20 protein-coding genes are annotated in these 16,482 nt (G+C 53.6%); 19 read left to right on the forward strand and 1 reads right to left on the reverse strand.

Going from position 1 to position 16,482, the window contains the following annotated elements:
• Window positions 1-33 precede the first annotated feature (33 nt).
• The 13 genes from hisC (at window position 34) to O9H85_RS11160 (ending at window position 11,197) form a co-directional block, all read left to right on the forward strand.
• Window positions 34-1,134, forward strand: a complete 1,101-nt coding sequence (gene hisC, locus O9H85_RS11100; protein ID WP_269881417.1) for a histidinol-phosphate transaminase — start codon at window positions 34-36, stop codon at window positions 1,132-1,134.
• Window positions 1,131-2,219 (forward strand): prephenate dehydrogenase, encoded by a 1,089-nt coding sequence (locus tag O9H85_RS11105; RefSeq protein ID WP_269881418.1) that lies wholly within the window; start codon window positions 1,131-1,133, stop codon window positions 2,217-2,219. The genes hisC and O9H85_RS11105 overlap by 4 nt, the downstream gene beginning before the upstream one ends.
• Before the next feature lie 392 nt (window positions 2,220-2,611).
• Window positions 2,612-3,205: an RNA polymerase sigma factor gene (locus tag O9H85_RS11110; RefSeq protein ID WP_269881419.1), complete on the forward strand. Its 594-nt coding sequence runs from the start codon at window positions 2,612-2,614 to the stop codon at window positions 3,203-3,205.
• Window positions 3,202-3,831: an anti-sigma factor family protein gene (locus O9H85_RS11115; RefSeq protein WP_269881420.1), complete on the forward strand. Its 630-nt coding sequence runs from the start codon at window positions 3,202-3,204 to the stop codon at window positions 3,829-3,831. The genes O9H85_RS11110 and O9H85_RS11115 overlap by 4 nt, the downstream gene beginning before the upstream one ends.
• A gap of 74 nt (window positions 3,832-3,905) precedes the next feature.
• On the forward strand, window positions 3,906-4,496 hold the full coding sequence (locus O9H85_RS11120) for a histidine phosphatase family protein (protein ID WP_269881421.1): 591 nt from the start codon (window positions 3,906-3,908) through the stop codon (window positions 4,494-4,496).
• Window positions 4,497-4,774: 278 nt separating this feature from the next.
• The gene (locus tag O9H85_RS11125; RefSeq protein ID WP_269881422.1) at window positions 4,775-5,905 is read left to right on the forward strand and encodes a hypothetical protein; all 1,131 of its coding nucleotides are present in this window, start codon (window positions 4,775-4,777) and stop codon (window positions 5,903-5,905) included.
• Window positions 5,906-6,252: 347 nt separating this feature from the next.
• Complete coding sequence (locus tag O9H85_RS11130; RefSeq protein WP_269881423.1) at window positions 6,253-6,444, forward strand: IDEAL domain-containing protein; 192 nt, start codon at window positions 6,253-6,255, stop codon at window positions 6,442-6,444.
• Between the two features lie 95 nt (window positions 6,445-6,539).
• The gene (locus O9H85_RS11135) at window positions 6,540-6,983 is read left to right on the forward strand and encodes a DUF2487 family protein (protein WP_333474192.1); all 444 of its coding nucleotides are present in this window, start codon (window positions 6,540-6,542) and stop codon (window positions 6,981-6,983) included.
• 240 nt (window positions 6,984-7,223) lie between these two features.
• A complete protein-coding gene (locus O9H85_RS11140) occupies window positions 7,224-7,769 on the forward strand; it encodes a QcrA and Rieske domain-containing protein (protein ID WP_269881425.1) in 546 nt (181 codons plus the stop codon).
• A 20-nt stretch (window positions 7,770-7,789) separates the two neighbouring features.
• Window positions 7,790-8,461 carry a menaquinol-cytochrome c reductase cytochrome b subunit gene (gene qcrB / locus O9H85_RS11145; RefSeq protein ID WP_269881426.1) on the forward strand — a complete coding sequence of 224 codons (672 nt, stop codon included), beginning with the start codon at window positions 7,790-7,792 and terminating at the stop codon, window positions 8,459-8,461.
• A gap of 65 nt (window positions 8,462-8,526) precedes the next feature.
• The gene (locus O9H85_RS11150; protein WP_269881427.1) at window positions 8,527-9,420 is read left to right on the forward strand and encodes a menaquinol-cytochrome c reductase cytochrome b/c subunit; all 894 of its coding nucleotides are present in this window, start codon (window positions 8,527-8,529) and stop codon (window positions 9,418-9,420) included.
• A gap of 77 nt (window positions 9,421-9,497) precedes the next feature.
• Window positions 9,498-10,175 carry a DUF1405 domain-containing protein gene (locus O9H85_RS11155; protein ID WP_269881428.1) on the forward strand — a complete coding sequence of 226 codons (678 nt, stop codon included), beginning with the start codon at window positions 9,498-9,500 and terminating at the stop codon, window positions 10,173-10,175.
• Between the two features lie 155 nt (window positions 10,176-10,330).
• Window positions 10,331-11,197, forward strand: a complete 867-nt coding sequence (locus tag O9H85_RS11160) for a sporulation protein YpjB (RefSeq protein ID WP_269881430.1) — start codon at window positions 10,331-10,333, stop codon at window positions 11,195-11,197.
• Between the two features lie 20 nt (window positions 11,198-11,217).
• On the opposite strand, the gene O9H85_RS11165 is transcribed toward O9H85_RS11160, so the two are convergent.
• The gene (locus O9H85_RS11165; protein WP_269881432.1) at window positions 11,218-12,087 is read right to left on the reverse strand and encodes a YitT family protein; all 870 of its coding nucleotides are present in this window, start codon (window positions 12,085-12,087) and stop codon (window positions 11,218-11,220) included.
• Window positions 12,088-12,268: 181 nt separating this feature from the next.
• Between O9H85_RS11165 and O9H85_RS11170 the strand changes: the two genes are divergently transcribed.
• The 6 genes from O9H85_RS11170 to bshA all read left to right on the forward strand — a co-directional run bounded on the left by O9H85_RS11170 (window position 12,269) and on the right by bshA (window position 16,478).
• Window positions 12,269-12,604: a nucleotide pyrophosphohydrolase gene (locus O9H85_RS11170; protein ID WP_269881433.1), complete on the forward strand. Its 336-nt coding sequence runs from the start codon at window positions 12,269-12,271 to the stop codon at window positions 12,602-12,604.
• An 89-nt stretch (window positions 12,605-12,693) separates the two neighbouring features.
• Window positions 12,694-13,272 (forward strand): tetratricopeptide repeat protein, encoded by a 579-nt coding sequence (locus tag O9H85_RS11175; RefSeq protein WP_269881434.1) that lies wholly within the window; start codon window positions 12,694-12,696, stop codon window positions 13,270-13,272.
• Window positions 13,253-14,059 carry a 4-hydroxy-tetrahydrodipicolinate reductase gene (dapB, locus tag O9H85_RS11180; protein WP_269881435.1) on the forward strand — a complete coding sequence of 269 codons (807 nt, stop codon included), beginning with the start codon at window positions 13,253-13,255 and terminating at the stop codon, window positions 14,057-14,059. Before O9H85_RS11175 ends, dapB begins: the two co-directional genes overlap by 20 nt.
• 72 nt (window positions 14,060-14,131) lie before the next feature.
• Window positions 14,132-14,557, forward strand: coding sequence for a methylglyoxal synthase (mgsA, locus tag O9H85_RS11185; protein ID WP_269881436.1), 426 nt, complete (start codon window positions 14,132-14,134; stop codon window positions 14,555-14,557).
• Window positions 14,557-15,255 carry a bacillithiol biosynthesis deacetylase BshB1 gene (gene bshB1, locus O9H85_RS11190; RefSeq protein WP_269881437.1) on the forward strand — a complete coding sequence of 233 codons (699 nt, stop codon included), beginning with the start codon at window positions 14,557-14,559 and terminating at the stop codon, window positions 15,253-15,255. The genes mgsA and bshB1 overlap by 1 nt, the downstream gene beginning before the upstream one ends.
• 53 nt (window positions 15,256-15,308) lie before the next feature.
• Entirely contained in the window at window positions 15,309-16,478 is a 1,170-nt protein-coding gene (bshA, locus tag O9H85_RS11195; protein ID WP_269881438.1) for an N-acetyl-alpha-D-glucosaminyl L-malate synthase BshA, read from the forward strand.
• The last annotated feature ends 4 nt before the right edge of the window (window positions 16,479-16,482 follow it).

The following is a 16,482-nucleotide window of genomic DNA, read 5'->3' on the forward strand; positions in this document are numbered from 1 at the left end:
TTCTTTCATATTTGGTGACGAGGTGAATTTGCAGTGCAGCCTAAAAAAAATATCGTTCATCTGCCGGTTTACCAGCCCGGCAAACCGATTGATGAAGTAAAGCGCGAGCTTGGCCTGACCGAGGTCATTAAGCTGGCCTCCAACGAGAATCCATTCGGCAGCTCGCCGAAAGCGAAGGAAGCGATCGCTTCCCTGCTCGATCAAACCAGCATTTATCCGGACGGCGGAGCCGTCGAGCTGACCGCTGCGGTTGCCGCTCATTTGGGAGTGGAGCCCAATCAGGTTATCTTCGGAGCCGGGTCCGACGAGATTATTCTGATGATTTGCCGCGCCTTCCTGGTGCCGGGCGATGAAATGATCACGGCGTGGCCGACGTTCCCTCAGTACAAGCACAACGCCGAGATTGAAGGCGCCGTGACGATCGAAGTGCCTGTGACGGCGGACGGCAAGCATGATCTGGACGAAATGATTGCGCGAATTAGCGACAAAACGAAAATCGTATGGATTTGCAACCCGAACAACCCGACGGGCACCATGAACACGGAAGACGAAATCCGCGCGTTCCTGAAGGCCGTACCGGCGCACGTGCTGGTTGTTCTGGACGAGGCTTACGCCGAGTACAACATGAGCGGCAAATATCCGGATGCGGTTGCGCTGCTGAAGGAGCACGCCAATATCGTGCTGCTGCGCACGTTCTCCAAAATTTACGGGCTTGCCTCGCTGCGCGTCGGCTACGGTGCCGGCCGGGCGGAGGTCATCCGTTCGATCAACCAAGTCCGCGAGCCGTTCAATACGAGCAGCTTCGGGCAGAAGGCTGCGATCGCCGCGCTGCAGGACAATAATTTCATCGAGTTCTGCCGGGAAGCGAATGCCAAGGGTATCAAGCAGCTGTGGGCGAAATTCGATGAGCTGGGCCTCCCATACTTCGACGCGCACGGCAACTTCGTGATGGTCGACGTGAAGCGTTCGGGCAGCGAGGTGTTCCAAGGGCTGCTGAAGAAAGGGATCATCGTGCGCCACGATCCGGCATGGGGCTACCCGACCATGATCCGCGTCACTGTAGGCAGCGAAGAACAAAACGGCAAATTTCTCAAGGCGCTGGAGCAGGTACTAAGCGAAGTGGCGGTTTCATGACCAAGATTGCGATCTTCGGCGTCGGGTTGATCGGCGGTTCACTGGCCTTGTCATTCAAGAGCAAGCCCGGTGTCACCGTCATAGGACACTCAAACAATCCGGCTTCGGTGGAAAAGTATATGAAACGCGAGGTCGTGGATTATGCCACGACCTCGTTCGATGAAGCGGCGGAGGGTGCGGACTTTATTTTTCTATGCGGTCCGGTCAGCTCTCTCGAGCCGTACCTTGAGAAGCTCTCGAAGCTTACGCTCAAGCCGGGCTGCATCGTTACGGATGTCGGCAGCACCAAAGCTTCCGTGAGCGCCTGCGCCGAGCGGCTGAATTTGGGCGGGGCGGTTTTTATCGGGGGACATCCGATGGCAGGCAAAGAGAAGTCCGGCGTCGAAGCGGCGACTTCGCATCTGTTCGAGAATGCCTTCTACGTGCTGACGCCTTCCGAAGGGACACCGCAAGAGGCTTACGACCGTCTGGCCGAGCTGCTCGAATGGACAAGAGCTCACCTTATTAAAGTGGAACCGAAGCATCATGATGAGATCGTGGGCGCGATCAGTCATCTGCCTCATATCATCGCCGTAGCTCTGGTCAATCAGGTGGCGAAGTATAATGAAGCGGACGAGCTGTACAGCGACCTGGCTGCGGGAGGCTTCCGGGATATTACGCGCATTGCCTCCAGCGATCCGATCATATGGCGGGACATCCTGATTAACAATAAGGAAGTCATGCTTCGTCTCCTGCAGGATTGGAACCGGGAAGTGGCATCGTTCGTCCGGCTTCTCGAGACAGGGGATGCCGAAGGGATCGAGCGGGAATTCGCCTCTGCGAACCGGTTCCGCGGCAGTCTGCCGGAACGCAGGAAGGGTGTTATCCATTCATTCTACGATATTTACGTGGATGTACCGGATCATCCCGGCATTATCGGCCAGATCACGACGCTGCTCGGCAACCATCGGGTGAACTTGAGCAACATTCAGATTATCGAAAGCCGGGAGGATATACCGGGCGTGCTTCGCTTATCGTTCAAGGAAGAGCACCATATGGACAAAGCCTTGGAGCTGTTGAAAAAAGACTACGCGGTACACGTGTAGTCTTCTTTTTTTAAAAGAAAGGAAACGTTTTCAAAAAAACTATTGACATTTTGTAAACGGATACATATAATAAAAGTACAGTATGGTTTCTCTCCACTCCTATCCGAATAATGGCACTCTGTGCAGCCGCCTGAATCTCAGGCGGTCTTTTTTTTTGCATGAATGACGAATTCCTATACATATAATTGGTAAGTGTGCACACCTTTTTTTGGGAAAAGTTCTGAAGCTTGTCGGAAAAGCAGGATTTTTGACCGTATGTCACGAATAGTTAGGAGAATATCCCGGTTCTTAAATTTTTTTTAAAAACAGGCGCAACTTTTATACTCCCTTCGCAGTAAAAAGGTATAGCATCGCTGGGAGTAAGCAGGATTCGCAAGGAGGGTCGCAGCTGCATGACCGATTCCCAGTTGATCAGAGAAATCAAGGACGGCAACGTCCAATTATACGATGAATTGATGCGCCGCTATGAACGCAAAATATTGGCATTTATTTTTCATATGCTAAAAAGCGCTCAGATGGAATCCATGGCCGAGGATCTCTGCAATGAAACCTTCTACAAGGCTTATCGCAGTCTTCACTCCTTCCGCGAAGTGGAAGCGACCTTCTCCACATGGCTGTACACCATCGCGCGCAATACCGTGCTTAGCGAGCTGCGTAAAAATAAAAATATGAAGGTTTCGCTGGAGGAAAGCGGCTACCAGCCGCAAACGTCTCACGAAACGCTGCCTGAGCAGACGGTTCTTCGCAACGAGAAGGTCTCGCTCGTCCGCGACGCGATCAACAACCTCCCGGAGAAGCAGCGCTCGGCTTTAATCTTAAGGGAATACGATCAATTGGATTACCAGGAGATCGCGAACATATTGGGCCAGACGGTCAGTTCGGTCAAGTCGTTATTGTTTAGGGCGAGGGCAAGCGTGAAGCTTCAGCTGGAACCCTACTTTCTTGAACCGATTTTTGAGGAGTACGAAGGGATGAATCGACGATGAAATGTAACGACATACATGAGTGCTTCGGCATCTACTGGGATTTGCCGGAGGATGATCCGAAGCGGCAGGCAGTCGACGATCATATCCGGCACTGCGAGCAGTGCGCCGAAGAATTTGAGATTTGGCGGGAAAGCACGCTGCTCATCCGTTCGACCGCGGAGGAGGCGGAACCGGTCTACTCCGTAAGCCCCGTGTCCTCGAACGTAATGAAGCGGATTTATGAGGATGAATCTTGGCGTATGCCGATCGGTGCCCGAATGTATCATTTTTCGTATAAGCTTCGCCGGAACCTGACCGCGATCATCGCCTTTTGCCTTGCGCTGTTCATGTTTACGTTTCTCTTCTTGGTGATGGACCATCAGAAGGGCGTAGAGACCGCATCCGGTCCGGAATCCTCCGTATTCGGACGACTCGGAGACCCGGTTGTCGTTGCAAGCAGCCAAGAGGATTCCATGAATGTTCACTCAATGCCGACGGCCGTTGCCAGCTTGAAGGGCTTCAGCAAACCGTTTACGTATCAGGTGGGTCCGATTCATACGATGCAGGATTACTTGCTGTTCGTCTCCCTGCTCGGTTTGACTTGTACGCTGCTCATCATGAATTGGCTGTCCCGTACGCGAAGCTGAGGAATGCGCCGAACGGCCGCCCTTCGGGGCTTTTTTGCTTTTTATAAAGTAAAAGGAAAAGGAAGGATCCGATCATGACGACTTTAGGTTTGATACGGCACGGTACGACGGAGTGGAATTTAGCCGGCAGGATGCAGGGGCAAATGGATACGCCCTTGGCGGAGGTCGGGAGGATTCAAGCGGGACTGCTTGCCAAACGGCTCGCGGCCGAGTCCTGGGACGGCATCCTCTCCAGCGATTTGACACGGGCCAGAGAAACGGCCGAACGGATTGCGGAAACGACGGGAACCCCTCTGCTGGGCGTGGATGCGCGCCTGCGGGAGCGGGCCTTCGGTTTGCTCGAAGGGACGACGGTGGACGAGCGGATCGAGCGTTGGGGCGAGCATTGGCGGGAGCTGGAGCTGGATTTGGGCATGGAAAACGATGAATCGCTGCTTCGGCGCTGGGATTCGTTCCTGCAGGAGACGGAAGCGGAGCATGGCGGCAAGCGCCTCCTGATCGTAAGTCACGGCGGATATATCGCGCCGGTTCTGGCCCGATATAAAGGGCATACGATAGAAGATCATTTGAAAAATACGTCCTTGACTGTTATCCAACGGCACGGAGAGCGATGGGATTTCCATCTGCTCAATTGCACGCGCCACCTGGATGAATTGAATCATTGAGCTGAACTGCCGGAAGCGAATCTTAACGGATTTGCTTCCGATTTTTTTTGTCGACACGGTCCCGATTCCGGTTGAAACCGCATACGCTAGAGTAAGAAGCAAACGGGAGATGATGGGCGATGTGGCAAAGCTTTTTGTACAGCGGGATTTTCGTGGCGCTATTCGCAGCCTTTTTCATCATACTGGGCTTGACCGACCGGAAAAAATAACGAAATGCGTTTAAATCCGGGACATTTTCCCATAATGGATAGTAAGCTCGCTTACGGAGGGACGAACGCATGAATTTGGCCGACATGTTAAGCTACGCGGATATTCATGATCTAAGCCGCATCGCCACTACATATGAATGCGAATGCAATGGACATTCGAAGAATGAATTGATTCAGTCCATTCTTTCTACGGTCGGCCGCAGAGACGTATTTCAGAACCAGGTCGATGCGCTGACGATCCAGGATATCCGCTTCTTGAACTCGCTCCTGTTCGATCCTCGAGGCGCCTTCAGTTTGGAGGAGCTTATAGCCCGGGTACAGCAAAGCAAATTCGACACGGACGCTTCGGAGGACGGCGGGGGGAACCCCAGGGAGACGATCACCCGCTTCAAACAGCGCGGCTGGCTGTTCAACGGCCATTCGCAGCAAACCAGGTACCTGTTTCATGTTCCCGCCGACCTGAAGCGCCGCTTTATCGCCGCGCTTGGCACGCAGCTGGCAAGCATGGTCCAGCCTGCGGAAGAGCCGGAAGCCTACCGGGATGAACAGAAGCTGATCGTAGAGGACATTTGGCACTTTCTTCATTACTTAAAGGAGAACGAAACGCTTCTGACGGCCGAGAACGCGATGTACAAGCGGAGCCTTCTGCAAATTCTGGACAGACTCGGCGTCGGCGAAGAGCCTGTAGGGAAGACCGCTTGGAGGTTTGGGTACGGACGCATGTTCCGGGATTATCCGAACCGGTTCTCGTTTATCTACGACTACTGCTACTTCCAGGATCTGATCACCGAGCATCATCAGGTGCTGGCCTTGACCGAAAAGGGACAAGCCCGCCTAGGGGAGGGGCAGCGGGAAGATCCGGACCAGGTTTACCGGTTTTGGCTGAAGCTGTACAGGGGACCGATTCCGAATTTGATCTCGCTTGTGCATTGGGTCAAGCAGCTTGCGGGAGCCTGGATAACGGCGGATTCCTTGAGAACGGCGCTGGAGCCGTTAATCCGTCCCTTCTATTATGATACGGCGGGTTCCATTATGGATCAGCGCATTCTCCAGATGATGATGCATTTGGGACTAATCCGGGTAGGGGAGGATGAGCGGCTGGGGCGTGTCTTGCAGGTGACCAAGCTCGGAAGCCGATTGATCGAAGGCACTTACGTACCGGATGAAGAACGAATTGTAATCCCGTTCGACAAACGCTGAGGCTCCGGTTCCTGGCGGATCAATACCGGCATTTGCGGCCGTGATTCCGGGGTTCAATTGGAGAGCGTTGTGGTAATAGGGGATCAAGCGAGCAGATTCCCGGGTTCGCGGATTAGGCGATGGCATATTCCTTATAAGGGGGGCTATTGTACTGCTCTGCGGCAATAACGCTGAATATGCTTTAGTAGGGGCTGACGCTTTGGTCACCGATGAGTTCCCGTCGCACGAAAAGCAAATGAAGCGAAGCATAGAGAGCTGCCGCCTCAAAAGGCGAGGAGTACCGAAGAGAACAGTCGAAGCCAGAGCTGTAACCGTTAGATCATAACCCGGTTTGGAGGTAGGTTCTCATGGGCAAAATGAACGTAACAAGCGACCAGATGCTAGGGTTATTTGCGGAGATGGTGCTCGACGAAGCACTGCGCAAATATAGGGAGCAGACTTTGTACAGAGAGATCGATGCGGCACTTGCCAAGGGAGATGAAGCATCCTTTATTGCCCTCACCACAGAACTGAACTCGCTTCGCTCCCTGGGTAAATGAATCGCGGCTTCCCGGATTATTGACGTTTTGGTGAAAGGCGCATGAATTCGCATTCATGCGTCTTTTTTTTGTGTTACATTTAGTACGGAAAGAAGGTGATTCAATTGAAATTCAGCGAGATCGAGCAAGGCGGCTGGGAGGAACTGAAGCCTTATCTGGATACATGCGTACTTCCGCTAACGGGACTTCAGGGCGGCGAACAGCCATGGGAGGCTACAATGGCACTGGAAATGCTGAGGGATGCGCTGGACGTCGTAGAGATTCCTTTCAAAGGGCGTACGGTGACTTATCCCGCTCTTCACTACACCCGCGATATCGCAGATTTGTCCGGCCTGTGCGGCAGACTGAAGCGAGAGGCAGGGTTCCGGTATGTCGTCTGCGTGACCCCGAGAACGGAAGAGGAGCTTCCGATCGAAGAGGTCTGTGCGGATTTAATTCTGAGGTTTACACCGGAGCAGCTGTCGGATCGTCCGGAAGAGGCGAGACGGGAGGCCGCCGAGCGCATGACCCGGCTTTGGTTCGCAAACCAAACGCTGTGAAGCATGTATGTTCTGTGGAAAACATGCAAATTCTAAGAATAGTGCCGTCATTTAAAAGGAAAAATATACTTGTGACAATTTCGTTAACAGTGGCGGCGGCGCTTACAGGAACGCCCATGAAACGCGTGTCTCCATCCTTGACGCACCAAGGGACGTAAGCTATTATTAGTTATGTCCTAGTATCTGGTGTAAAGTTATGTCGAACGACTGATATATGTTGCAAAAGGGGGTAGAACGAGAATGAACGATCACACGAATCAAGAGGCGCAGCATCATGGAGAGAAGCCGGTCAAACGCCGTGAAATGTCCCGGCGCCAATTTCTTTCCTATACCCTTGGCGGAGCCGGCGCGTTCATGGGTGCCGGGATGCTGGTACCTATGATTCGGTTTGCGGTGGATCCGATTCTTCAGCCTAAAGCGCAAGCGGCTTGGGTGAAGGTTGTGGAAGAAACCAAAATTACGGACACGCCGACATCCTTCAAGTTTAAAGTGCATCAAGTGGACGGCTGGTATGAAAGCGATCCTGAGCTTGAGGCTTGGATTTCCAAAGGCAAAGACGGCAAAATCTTTGCGCTGAACCCGACATGTAAGCATCTTGGCTGTACGGTCAACTGGAATGCGAATCCGGAATATAAGGATCAGTACTTCTGTCCTTGCCACGGCGCTCACTATACGGCAGACGGCAAGAACTTGGCCGTTGCACCTGCGCCGCTCGACCAGTATGATCTCAAGATCGAAAACGGCTTTGTGTATCTCGGTCAGCTTGGTCCAAACAAACGGGTGTAATAAGGGAGGCGTAACATCAGATGTTTAAAGGGGTTTATAACTGGATTGATGAACGTCTGGATATCACGCCGATGTGGAGAGACGTAGCGGATCACGAGGTACCGGAGCACGTAAACCCGGCCCATCATTTCTCCGCTTTCGTTTATTGCTTTGGCGGTTTGACGTTCTTTATCACAGTTATACAAATTTTGTCCGGTATGTTCCTGACAATGTACTATGTGCCGGATATCATCAATGCATATGCGAGCGTAGACTATCTTCAGCATAAGGTAGCGTTCGGCGTCATTGTTCGCGGCATGCACCACTGGGGAGCCAGTCTGGTTATCGTAATGATGTTCTTACATACGCTTCGAGTATTCTTCACCGGCTCTTACAAAGCGCCTCGTGAAATGAACTGGGTTGTAGGGATGCTGATCTTCTTCGTGATGCTGGGTCTCGGCTTCACGGGTTACTTGCTCCCATGGGATAATAAAGCGTATTTCGCAACGCAAGTAGGGATTAAGATTGCCGCTTCCGTTCCATATCTCGGCGATTACATCAAAACCTTCCTGCAAGGCGGACAAATCGTAGGAGCGCAAACATTGACACGGTTCTTTGCTCTGCACGTATTCTTCTTGCCTGGCGCGCTTCTCGCGCTGCTGGCCGGTCACTTCTTCATGATCCGTAAGCAAGGGATTTCCGGGCCGCTCTAAGATGTTCGCTGCAACGCTTGCATCACCAGGTTTTGACTCGAGAATTGGAAAAGGAGGGGCGATACGTGGCTCACGGTCATAAAACTGACGAAAAAATCGTTTATGTTGGGGACTCGCGCGTTCGCGCTAAATCCTCGCGGATGATTCCGCAAGATTTCTCCGCTTATCCAGGGAAATCCGAGGTGTTCATTCCAAACTTCCTGCTGAAAGAATGGATGGTAGGCGTTGTCGTTCTGGTCGGCGTTCTATGTCTCGTAATGTCCGAAGCGGCTCCGCTCGGTTATCCGGCCGATCCGACGAATACCCAGTTCATTCCGATGCCGGACTGGTACTTCCTGTTCATGTACCAGCTCCTGAAATATCCTTACACGTCCAACCATTTTGTCGTACTGGGGACACTGGGTGTGCCTGGGGTTGCCTTCGGCGGCTTGCTGCTCGCTCCATTCCTCGATACGGGAAAAGAAAGACGCTTCTACAAGCGTCCGATTGCATCGACCTTAATGTTCTTGAGCTTGATTTCCTGCGTTTACCTTACAGTCACTTCCTGGTCGCACTATGAAGAGGAGATGAAGGCGAAGAACCTCATCCCCGAGAATATCAAGCGCGAAGAAGAGCTGCATGCGGGCAAAGGCAAGTCCGGCGGAGCCGAAACCGGCGGCGCCAAGAAGCCGGGAGCGCAGGCCGCGGCCATCGTGGCTCCGGACGACCCGGGTGCCCAGATATATCAGAAGGCGACATGCGTATCTTGTCACGGCGGCGATCTGAAAGGGATGCCTTCCGCCGGGATTCCTATGCTTCGCGGCGTAGGCGACAAGCGCAGCAAGGATGAAATTATGGGTATTATCAAGAACGGCAACGGCAACATGGTGAAGCAATACGACGATAATATCAAAAAAGGACTGACCGATGCCGACCTGAACAAGCTGGCGGATTGGCTGTCCAAGCAAAAAGCGCAATAAATGAAATTCCCGGAACCTGACCGTGCAAGCGGTCAGGTTTTTTTAGAAATTACTTTGATGGCGGGAGGTTGGGCTGGTTGTCCGCATGGAAGCTTTCCTATTATGTTTCACGCGATTTTCTTGGTGGCCGGTTCATGCTGTGGAGCTTGTTCTGGATCAATCTGCTCGGAACCGTCTACGGTTACATCTGGTACGGCAAACAGCTTGTTTATACGGCGCAAGAGATGTCGCCATGGTATTTGCCGTTTGTTCCCGACAGTCCGACGGCCAGCTTGTTTTTTACCCTGGTCATCGTTTATTTGCTTTTCGATCGCTATACCTCGGGGGGACGGCAGCCGGAACGGAGCAGCGCGTTAAGAGGGTTCGTAGAGACGTTTGCGCTGGTTACGTCGTTCAAGTACGGCATTTGGGCTGTCTCCATGATCTTGGCTTCGGCGTACCAGGGCACTCCGCTCGTTTGGCAGGATTGGATGCTGATGGGCTCGCATTTGGGCATGGCTGCCGAGGCGCTGCTGTATGTCGGTTTCTACACCTACCGCTGGCCTTCCATCCTATTGGCAGCGTGCTGGTGCTTCTGGAACGATTACATGGATTATGCCGTTGGCGTGTTTCCTTGGCTGCCGGATGTGCTCATGGACGAGCTTCCTTCGGTCGCAACGTATACGATCGCACTCAGTGTAATCAGCATCGTCCTGTCGATTATTTATTGGCTGATTCGGCCGGCATTTCAACCTGTCCATAGAAAAACGGTCTAAATGCGGACATCCCCCCATAGGATGAAGTAAGAGGCTTGGCTCAGGATGCGGCTTTCGGGGAAGCCCTTGAGCTGGGCGTAAGCTAATCAACGCAGCTTGTCCATGCGGCGCCGCCTTTCGGGCCGCCGTTCGCGAAAGCTGGAGGGGGATGTCCGATGCGTTTGTTGAAGAAGAGCAAGTGGATGTGGGTCGGCATCATGCTGGCCGCCGTCCCGTTGATTCTGTTCGGCTGTGCGCAGAGCGCGAAGGAGCGTGCAGCCTCGGCCCCTAAGCCGACGCAGGAGCAGCTTCAGAAGGTGGAACTGCTCAATCGAACGGCGGACGACATGTACAAGAGGGTAACGCAAGGGGACGTATCCGGCGGCCGGGAGGTTCTGAAGCAGCTGAACGACCAGCTTCCGAAAATTCAATTTGAAGGCATTACAACCGCGGACGGGATTCGTGCGCTGACGAACGTGCTGAACGACGCGACCCGGACCTTCAACGCCGTAAAGTTTAACCCGAACGAAGGTCAGCTGAATGCAGTCAGGCTTCGGCTCGCGACCGATGCGTTGACCCATGCGAGCCAGCCCATGTGGCTGCAATATTATAAGCAGCTGTCGGATGACATTTCGAAACTGGAGAAGTCGGCGAAAGCGAAGAATAAAGCGGACCTGCGCAAGGCTGCGGGCGATCTCTCCCTTCATTACAGCATCGTGCATCCGAGCCTGCTTATCAGCCGCAGTGCGACTGACGTAGAGAAGATGGATTCCTTGACCGCCTTTGTGAAAGGACAGGCGGAAGGCAGCGAGGATCCTTTCAAAAACGTACTCAATGCCGTACCTCATCTGGTTCAGATACTGGACAAATTGTTCATGAAAAAGGAAACGACCGCCTACCTGCCTTATGCGGATCAGCAAAATCCTATTCTGTGGACGCTTGTGCTCGGGTCCATCATCATGTCCGCTCTATCCTTCGCCGGCTGGCGGTTGTCCAAGAAGGACGACGGCGTTGTCACGATACGCAGATCGGAAGACGCATAACGGTTCGCTTATATCGCTCTTTATTCCGGCTTAAAGCCTTCGCCGACGACGTCGTGCACCTCCGTGATGATAATGAACGCACGGGGATCGACTTCGCGTACAAGGTCTTTAAGCCTTTTCATTTCACTCCGGTATACCACGCAGTAGACCACGTTCTTGGGGAGCTTGGAGAACGCTCCGATGGCGGGGAACAGCGTAACGCCGCGCTCCAGCTCGGCAGTGATAGCCTTCGTTACCTCATCGGAAGCGTCCGTGATGATGGTGAACGCTTTGGCGGCGTAAGCCCCTTCCATGATGATGTCGATCATTTTCGAAGCGATAAATACGGCCACGAAGGTGTAAAGCACCTTTTCTTTGGGGATAAAGAACAAGGAAGAGCCAATGACCAGTACGTCCGAGAGCAGAATGAATTGGCCCATGCTCCAGCCCCGCTTCTTCTGTACAATGCGCGCGATGATATCGGTGCCTCCGGTTGTGCCGCCGTAGCGGAACACGATCCCTAATCCGCAGCCGAGCGTGAAGCCGGCATAAGCCGTGACGAGGAAATAATCGGACTCCGTGTGGAACGGCACGATCCAGCCGCGTCGAATCAGAAGCTCCATCACCCAGAGGAAAAAAGAGAGCAGCAAAGTTCCGGCGATGGAATAGAGCATGGATTCCTTCCCCAGAATGCGCCACCCGATATAAAAAATCGGGGCGTTAATGACAAGCGTTGCCGCCGAGGGAGGAAGCCCGAAAATATAATTCAATAGTAGCGAGATCCCGGTGATGCCGCCTTCCATCAGCTGGTTGGAAATGACAAAGTAATGAAGGGCGAACGCATAGACGGCGGTGCCGAAGGCAATGGGCAGGATCGCGCGGGCATGATGCGCAAGCGGCTTGACCGGCATAGTCGGTCTCCTTTCGCAAGAGTGATCCGGGGTGAGGGTTCATACCTTAGTTTTGCCATGGAAATGCAAAAAAAATTTGTCATGAGACCTCCTTTTGCGTTAACATGGTATTGATGCGAAATAATGTCGTTTTTCGCTGCCGGGATAAAAGAGCGATAAGGTTGGTGACAGTAAAGCGGCTATGACGCAAAAAACGTTAAAAGACCTCCAAAACGAGGTAGATGCATACATATTACAATTTAAAGAAGGATATTTCCAGCCGATGACGATGCTTGCCCGCATGTCCGAGGAAGTCGGGGAGCTTGCAAGGGAAGTAAATCACCGGTTCGGGGAGAAGCCGAAGAAAGCGACGGAGGCGGACAATTCGATCGAGCTGGAGCTCGGCGATATCTTATTCATCACCATCTGCTTTGCCAATTCGCTCGGCATCGATCTGACGGAAGCGCATGACAAAGTGATGCACAAATTTCGTACGCGCGATGCCGACCGATGGACCAAAATTAACACGGATAACTGAGCCGGTTCATATGATGTACCATTACTCTGGAGGAAGCGAAGGCTTCCGAAGCGGTTTTGCTATGTGCAGAGCTTGGAGGGATGGGATCCATGAACGGCGAAGAAGCGATCAAGAAAGCTTATGAGGCCATCTTAAAGCATGATTTCGAACAGGCTATCGCATGGTTTGAACGGGCGATCGAGCTCGCGCCGGCTTGTGCAGCCTATCATTACAAGCTGTCGATCACTTATTCGCGCAGCAACAAATTGGTTAAAGCGATAGAGCATGCGAAGCGGGCTGTGGAGCTCGATCCGGAGGATGAGCATTATTCGTTCCATTACCAGCACCTGCAGGCCAAGGAGCTGACGGTTCAAGCCGAGAGGCTGTTCGAGGAATCGGACGACCGGTATTCCCGGTTATGGCTGGCGGTGGCGCTCCTAAAGCAGGCGGTCGATCTCGACCCGCTTGCGCTCGAAGCTTTTCTCTTACTCGGGATTGCTTATGCCCGTCTGGAGGAATACAGCTCGGCGATTCAGGCCGTCAAGGAAATGCTCAAGCTGGATCCGAACCATGCCATAGGAAACCGTCTCTTACCGGAATACGAGCAAAAATGGAAGCAATATATGCAGATCGATAAAGGAGCACCAACGGGAAGGGAAGGATCGAGTTATGAATCAAAAGATCATTAAAGTAGCGGTAGCCGGCGCCAGCGGACGAATGGGACGCGAGGTGGTCAAGATGGTGCTCGGCGATCCGGAATTGGAGCTGGTCGCCGCTGTAGCCCGAACGGTGCCTAACACGGATGCGGGACGCCTTGTAGGTATGGACGCCTGCGGAGTCAACGTTACGAACGATCTGGAGCTTGCGCTCGTGGAGAGCAAGCCTGACGTGCTCGTCGATTTCACGACGCCGCAATCGGCGGTTGTCAATACTAGACTGGCGATCCGCCACCGTGTTCGTCCCATTATGGGCACCACCGGTTTCACGCCGGAGGATATCGCTGAGCTGGACAAGCAGTGCAAGGCCGAGGGCATCGGGGGGCTGATCGCTCCGAACTTCTCCATCGGAGCGATTCTTATGATGAAGTTCGCGGCGCAGGCGTCGAAATATTTTCCTCACCTTGAAATTATCGAATACCATGGAGACCAGAAGCTGGACGCCCCGTCGGGAACGGCGGTGAAGACGGCCGAGCTGATCGCCGAGGTTCGGGAGGAGCTGCGTCAGGGCAATCCGAACGAGCACGAAACGATCGAGGGCTCCCGAGGCGGGCTGTATCAAGGGTTTCGGATACATAGCGTTCGGCTTCCCGGCGTCTTTGCCCAGCAGGAGGTTATTTTCGGCGCATTCGGGCAGACGCTCAAAATCCGTCACGACTCCTATGACCGCGCAGGCTATATGCCCGGCGTGAACACCGCGGTAAAAAAAGTGATGGGTTATACGGGAATGATTTACGGTTTTGAGCATCTTATAGATTAGATAGAAAAGTGAGGACAAGAGACGGCGAAGACCGTTGATATGTCCTCGCTTTGTAGGAGAGGAGACGTCCACATGTCCATGAAGATTGCATTGATCGCACACGACCGTAAAAAAGATGAAATGGTGAACTTCGTTACGGCCTACGAACAGGTATTCAAGCATCATCAACTATATGCAACGGGAACGACGGGTACGCGCATTATGGAAAAGACCGAGTTGAACATTCACAGGTTCATGTCCGGGCCGCTTGGCGGAGACCAGCAAATCGGTGCTATGGTGGCGACTAACGAAATGGATTTTATCATTTTCCTTCGCGACCCGCTGATGGCGCAGCCGCACGAGCCGGACATCATCGCGCTGCTGAGGCTGTGCGATGTGCAGGGCATTCCGTGCGCGACGAACATCGCTACGGCGGAAATATTGGTAAAGGCGCTGGACCGCGGCGATTTCGCTTGGCGCGAGCTGGTTCACAAGTATAAGCCGGGGGTTATGGAGTAATGAGCGGGAAGCTGGATTTGCTCATTTTCGGGGCGCACCCGGACGACGCCGAAATCGGCATGGCCGGCACGATCGCCAAGCATACGGCTGCCGGGCAGCGCGTCGGCATTTGCGATCTGACGCTCGCCGAGATGTCCTCGAACGGCACGGTGGCGATCCGCCGCCGGGAGGCGGAGGAAGCCGCGAAGGTGCTCGGGCTTGCGATGCGGAGCAATCTCGAGCTGCCGGACCGCGGGCTGACCTTGACAAAGGAGCATGTGGACCGCATCGTAGCGGAAATCCGCCGCTGGAAGCCGCGAGTCGTGTTTGCTCCTTATTGGGAGGACCGTCACCCGGATCACATCGCTTGCAGCAAGCTGGTGCAGGAGGCGGTATTCAACGCCAAGCTTCGGAAATATATGCCGGAGCTTGAGGCGCATACGGTGAAGGATACTTATTTTTACTTTATCAACGATCTCGACGTATGCGATGTCATGGTGGACGTGAGCGGGGTGTATGAACGGAAAGTGGCCGCCCTGCAGGCGTACCGCAGCCAGTTCGATCCGATCAGCGCAGGCAATGATTATGTGCAGACGCCGCTCAATCAAGGGTATCTTGAACGTGTCGAGGCGCGCGACAGGCTGCTTGGACAGAAACGATTGGTGCCGTTTGCCGAAGGTTTTGTCAACAAGCTGCCGCTGGAGGCGGACTTGTTCTAATACATTCCGAGCGATTAGATGAGAGGTAAACGAGAGGGAGAGGGAGGCAACGCATGATGGACCGGTTAAAAATAGGAATTACTTGCTACCCGACGCTGGGCGGTTCCGGAGTTGTCGCCACGGAGCTGGGCAAGCTGCTTGCGGAGAAGGGACATGAAGTGCATTTTATTACGCACAGCATGCCTTTCCGATTAGGCAAGTTTGACCGCAATATTTTTTACCATGAAGTGGAAGTTAACGACTATTATGTCTTCAAATATCCGCCGTATGATTTGTCCCTTGCCAGCAAGCTGGCTCAAGTGGTAAAGCTCGAAGAACTGGACCTGCTTCACGTGCACTACGCGATACCGCATGCGGTTTGCGCGCTGCTCGCCAAGCAAATGGTCGGCGACCAGCTCAAGGTGGTCACTACATTGCACGGTACCGATATTACCGTGCTCGCTCAGGACGAATCGCTCAGCGACCTGATCCGTTTTGCCATTGACCGGAGCGACGCGGTGACGGCCGTTTCGGGCGATCTGATCACCGAAACCCGGAACCTGCTGGGGGTGGAGAAGCCGATCGACCTTGCTTACAACTTCGTAGACAAACGGGTCTATTATCCCCGCGAAGTTGCGTCGCTGCGTAAGGAGTTTGCCCATCCCGACGAGAAAATTCTCATTCATATTTCAAATTTCCGTCCCGTGAAGCGGGTAACCGACGTGGTGGAAATTTTCGATAAGGTGCGGCAAGATATTCCCGCCCGTCTGCTCTTCGTAGGGGAGGGGCCCGAGCTGTCGAAGGTGCTCTGCAAGGTGAAGGAGAAGGGGCTTCTCGACCGCGTCACGTTCTGCGGCAAGCAGGACGACGTCGCGCAGCTGCTCTCGCTATCCGATCTGATGCTGCTTCCTTCGGAGAAGGAAAGCTTCGGCCTCGTGGCGCTGGAGGCGATGGCTTGCGGCGTGCCTACCGTCGCATCGAATGCGGGCGGTATCCCTGAGCTGATCACTCACGGGGAAACCGGCTTCCTGGCCCCGATCGGCGACGTCGATCAAATGGCGCTGTATGCTTCCTCGCTGCTTAAAGACGAAGCGTCTTATCACCGGATGAAGGAAGCCTGTTTGTACCGGGCCCGGTATACGTTCTGCAACGACGCGATCACTCGGCAATATGAGGAAATCTATTACAGAGTGCTCGGCCGTCCGGTGCCGGAAGAGATGAAGTCGAGACCTTTGAACTGCTAAGAAG

The organism is Paenibacillus gyeongsangnamensis (assembly GCF_027533625.1).
In the GTDB taxonomy this organism is placed as follows: domain Bacteria; phylum Bacillota; class Bacilli; order Paenibacillales; family NBRC-103111; genus Paenibacillus_G; species Paenibacillus_G gyeongsangnamensis.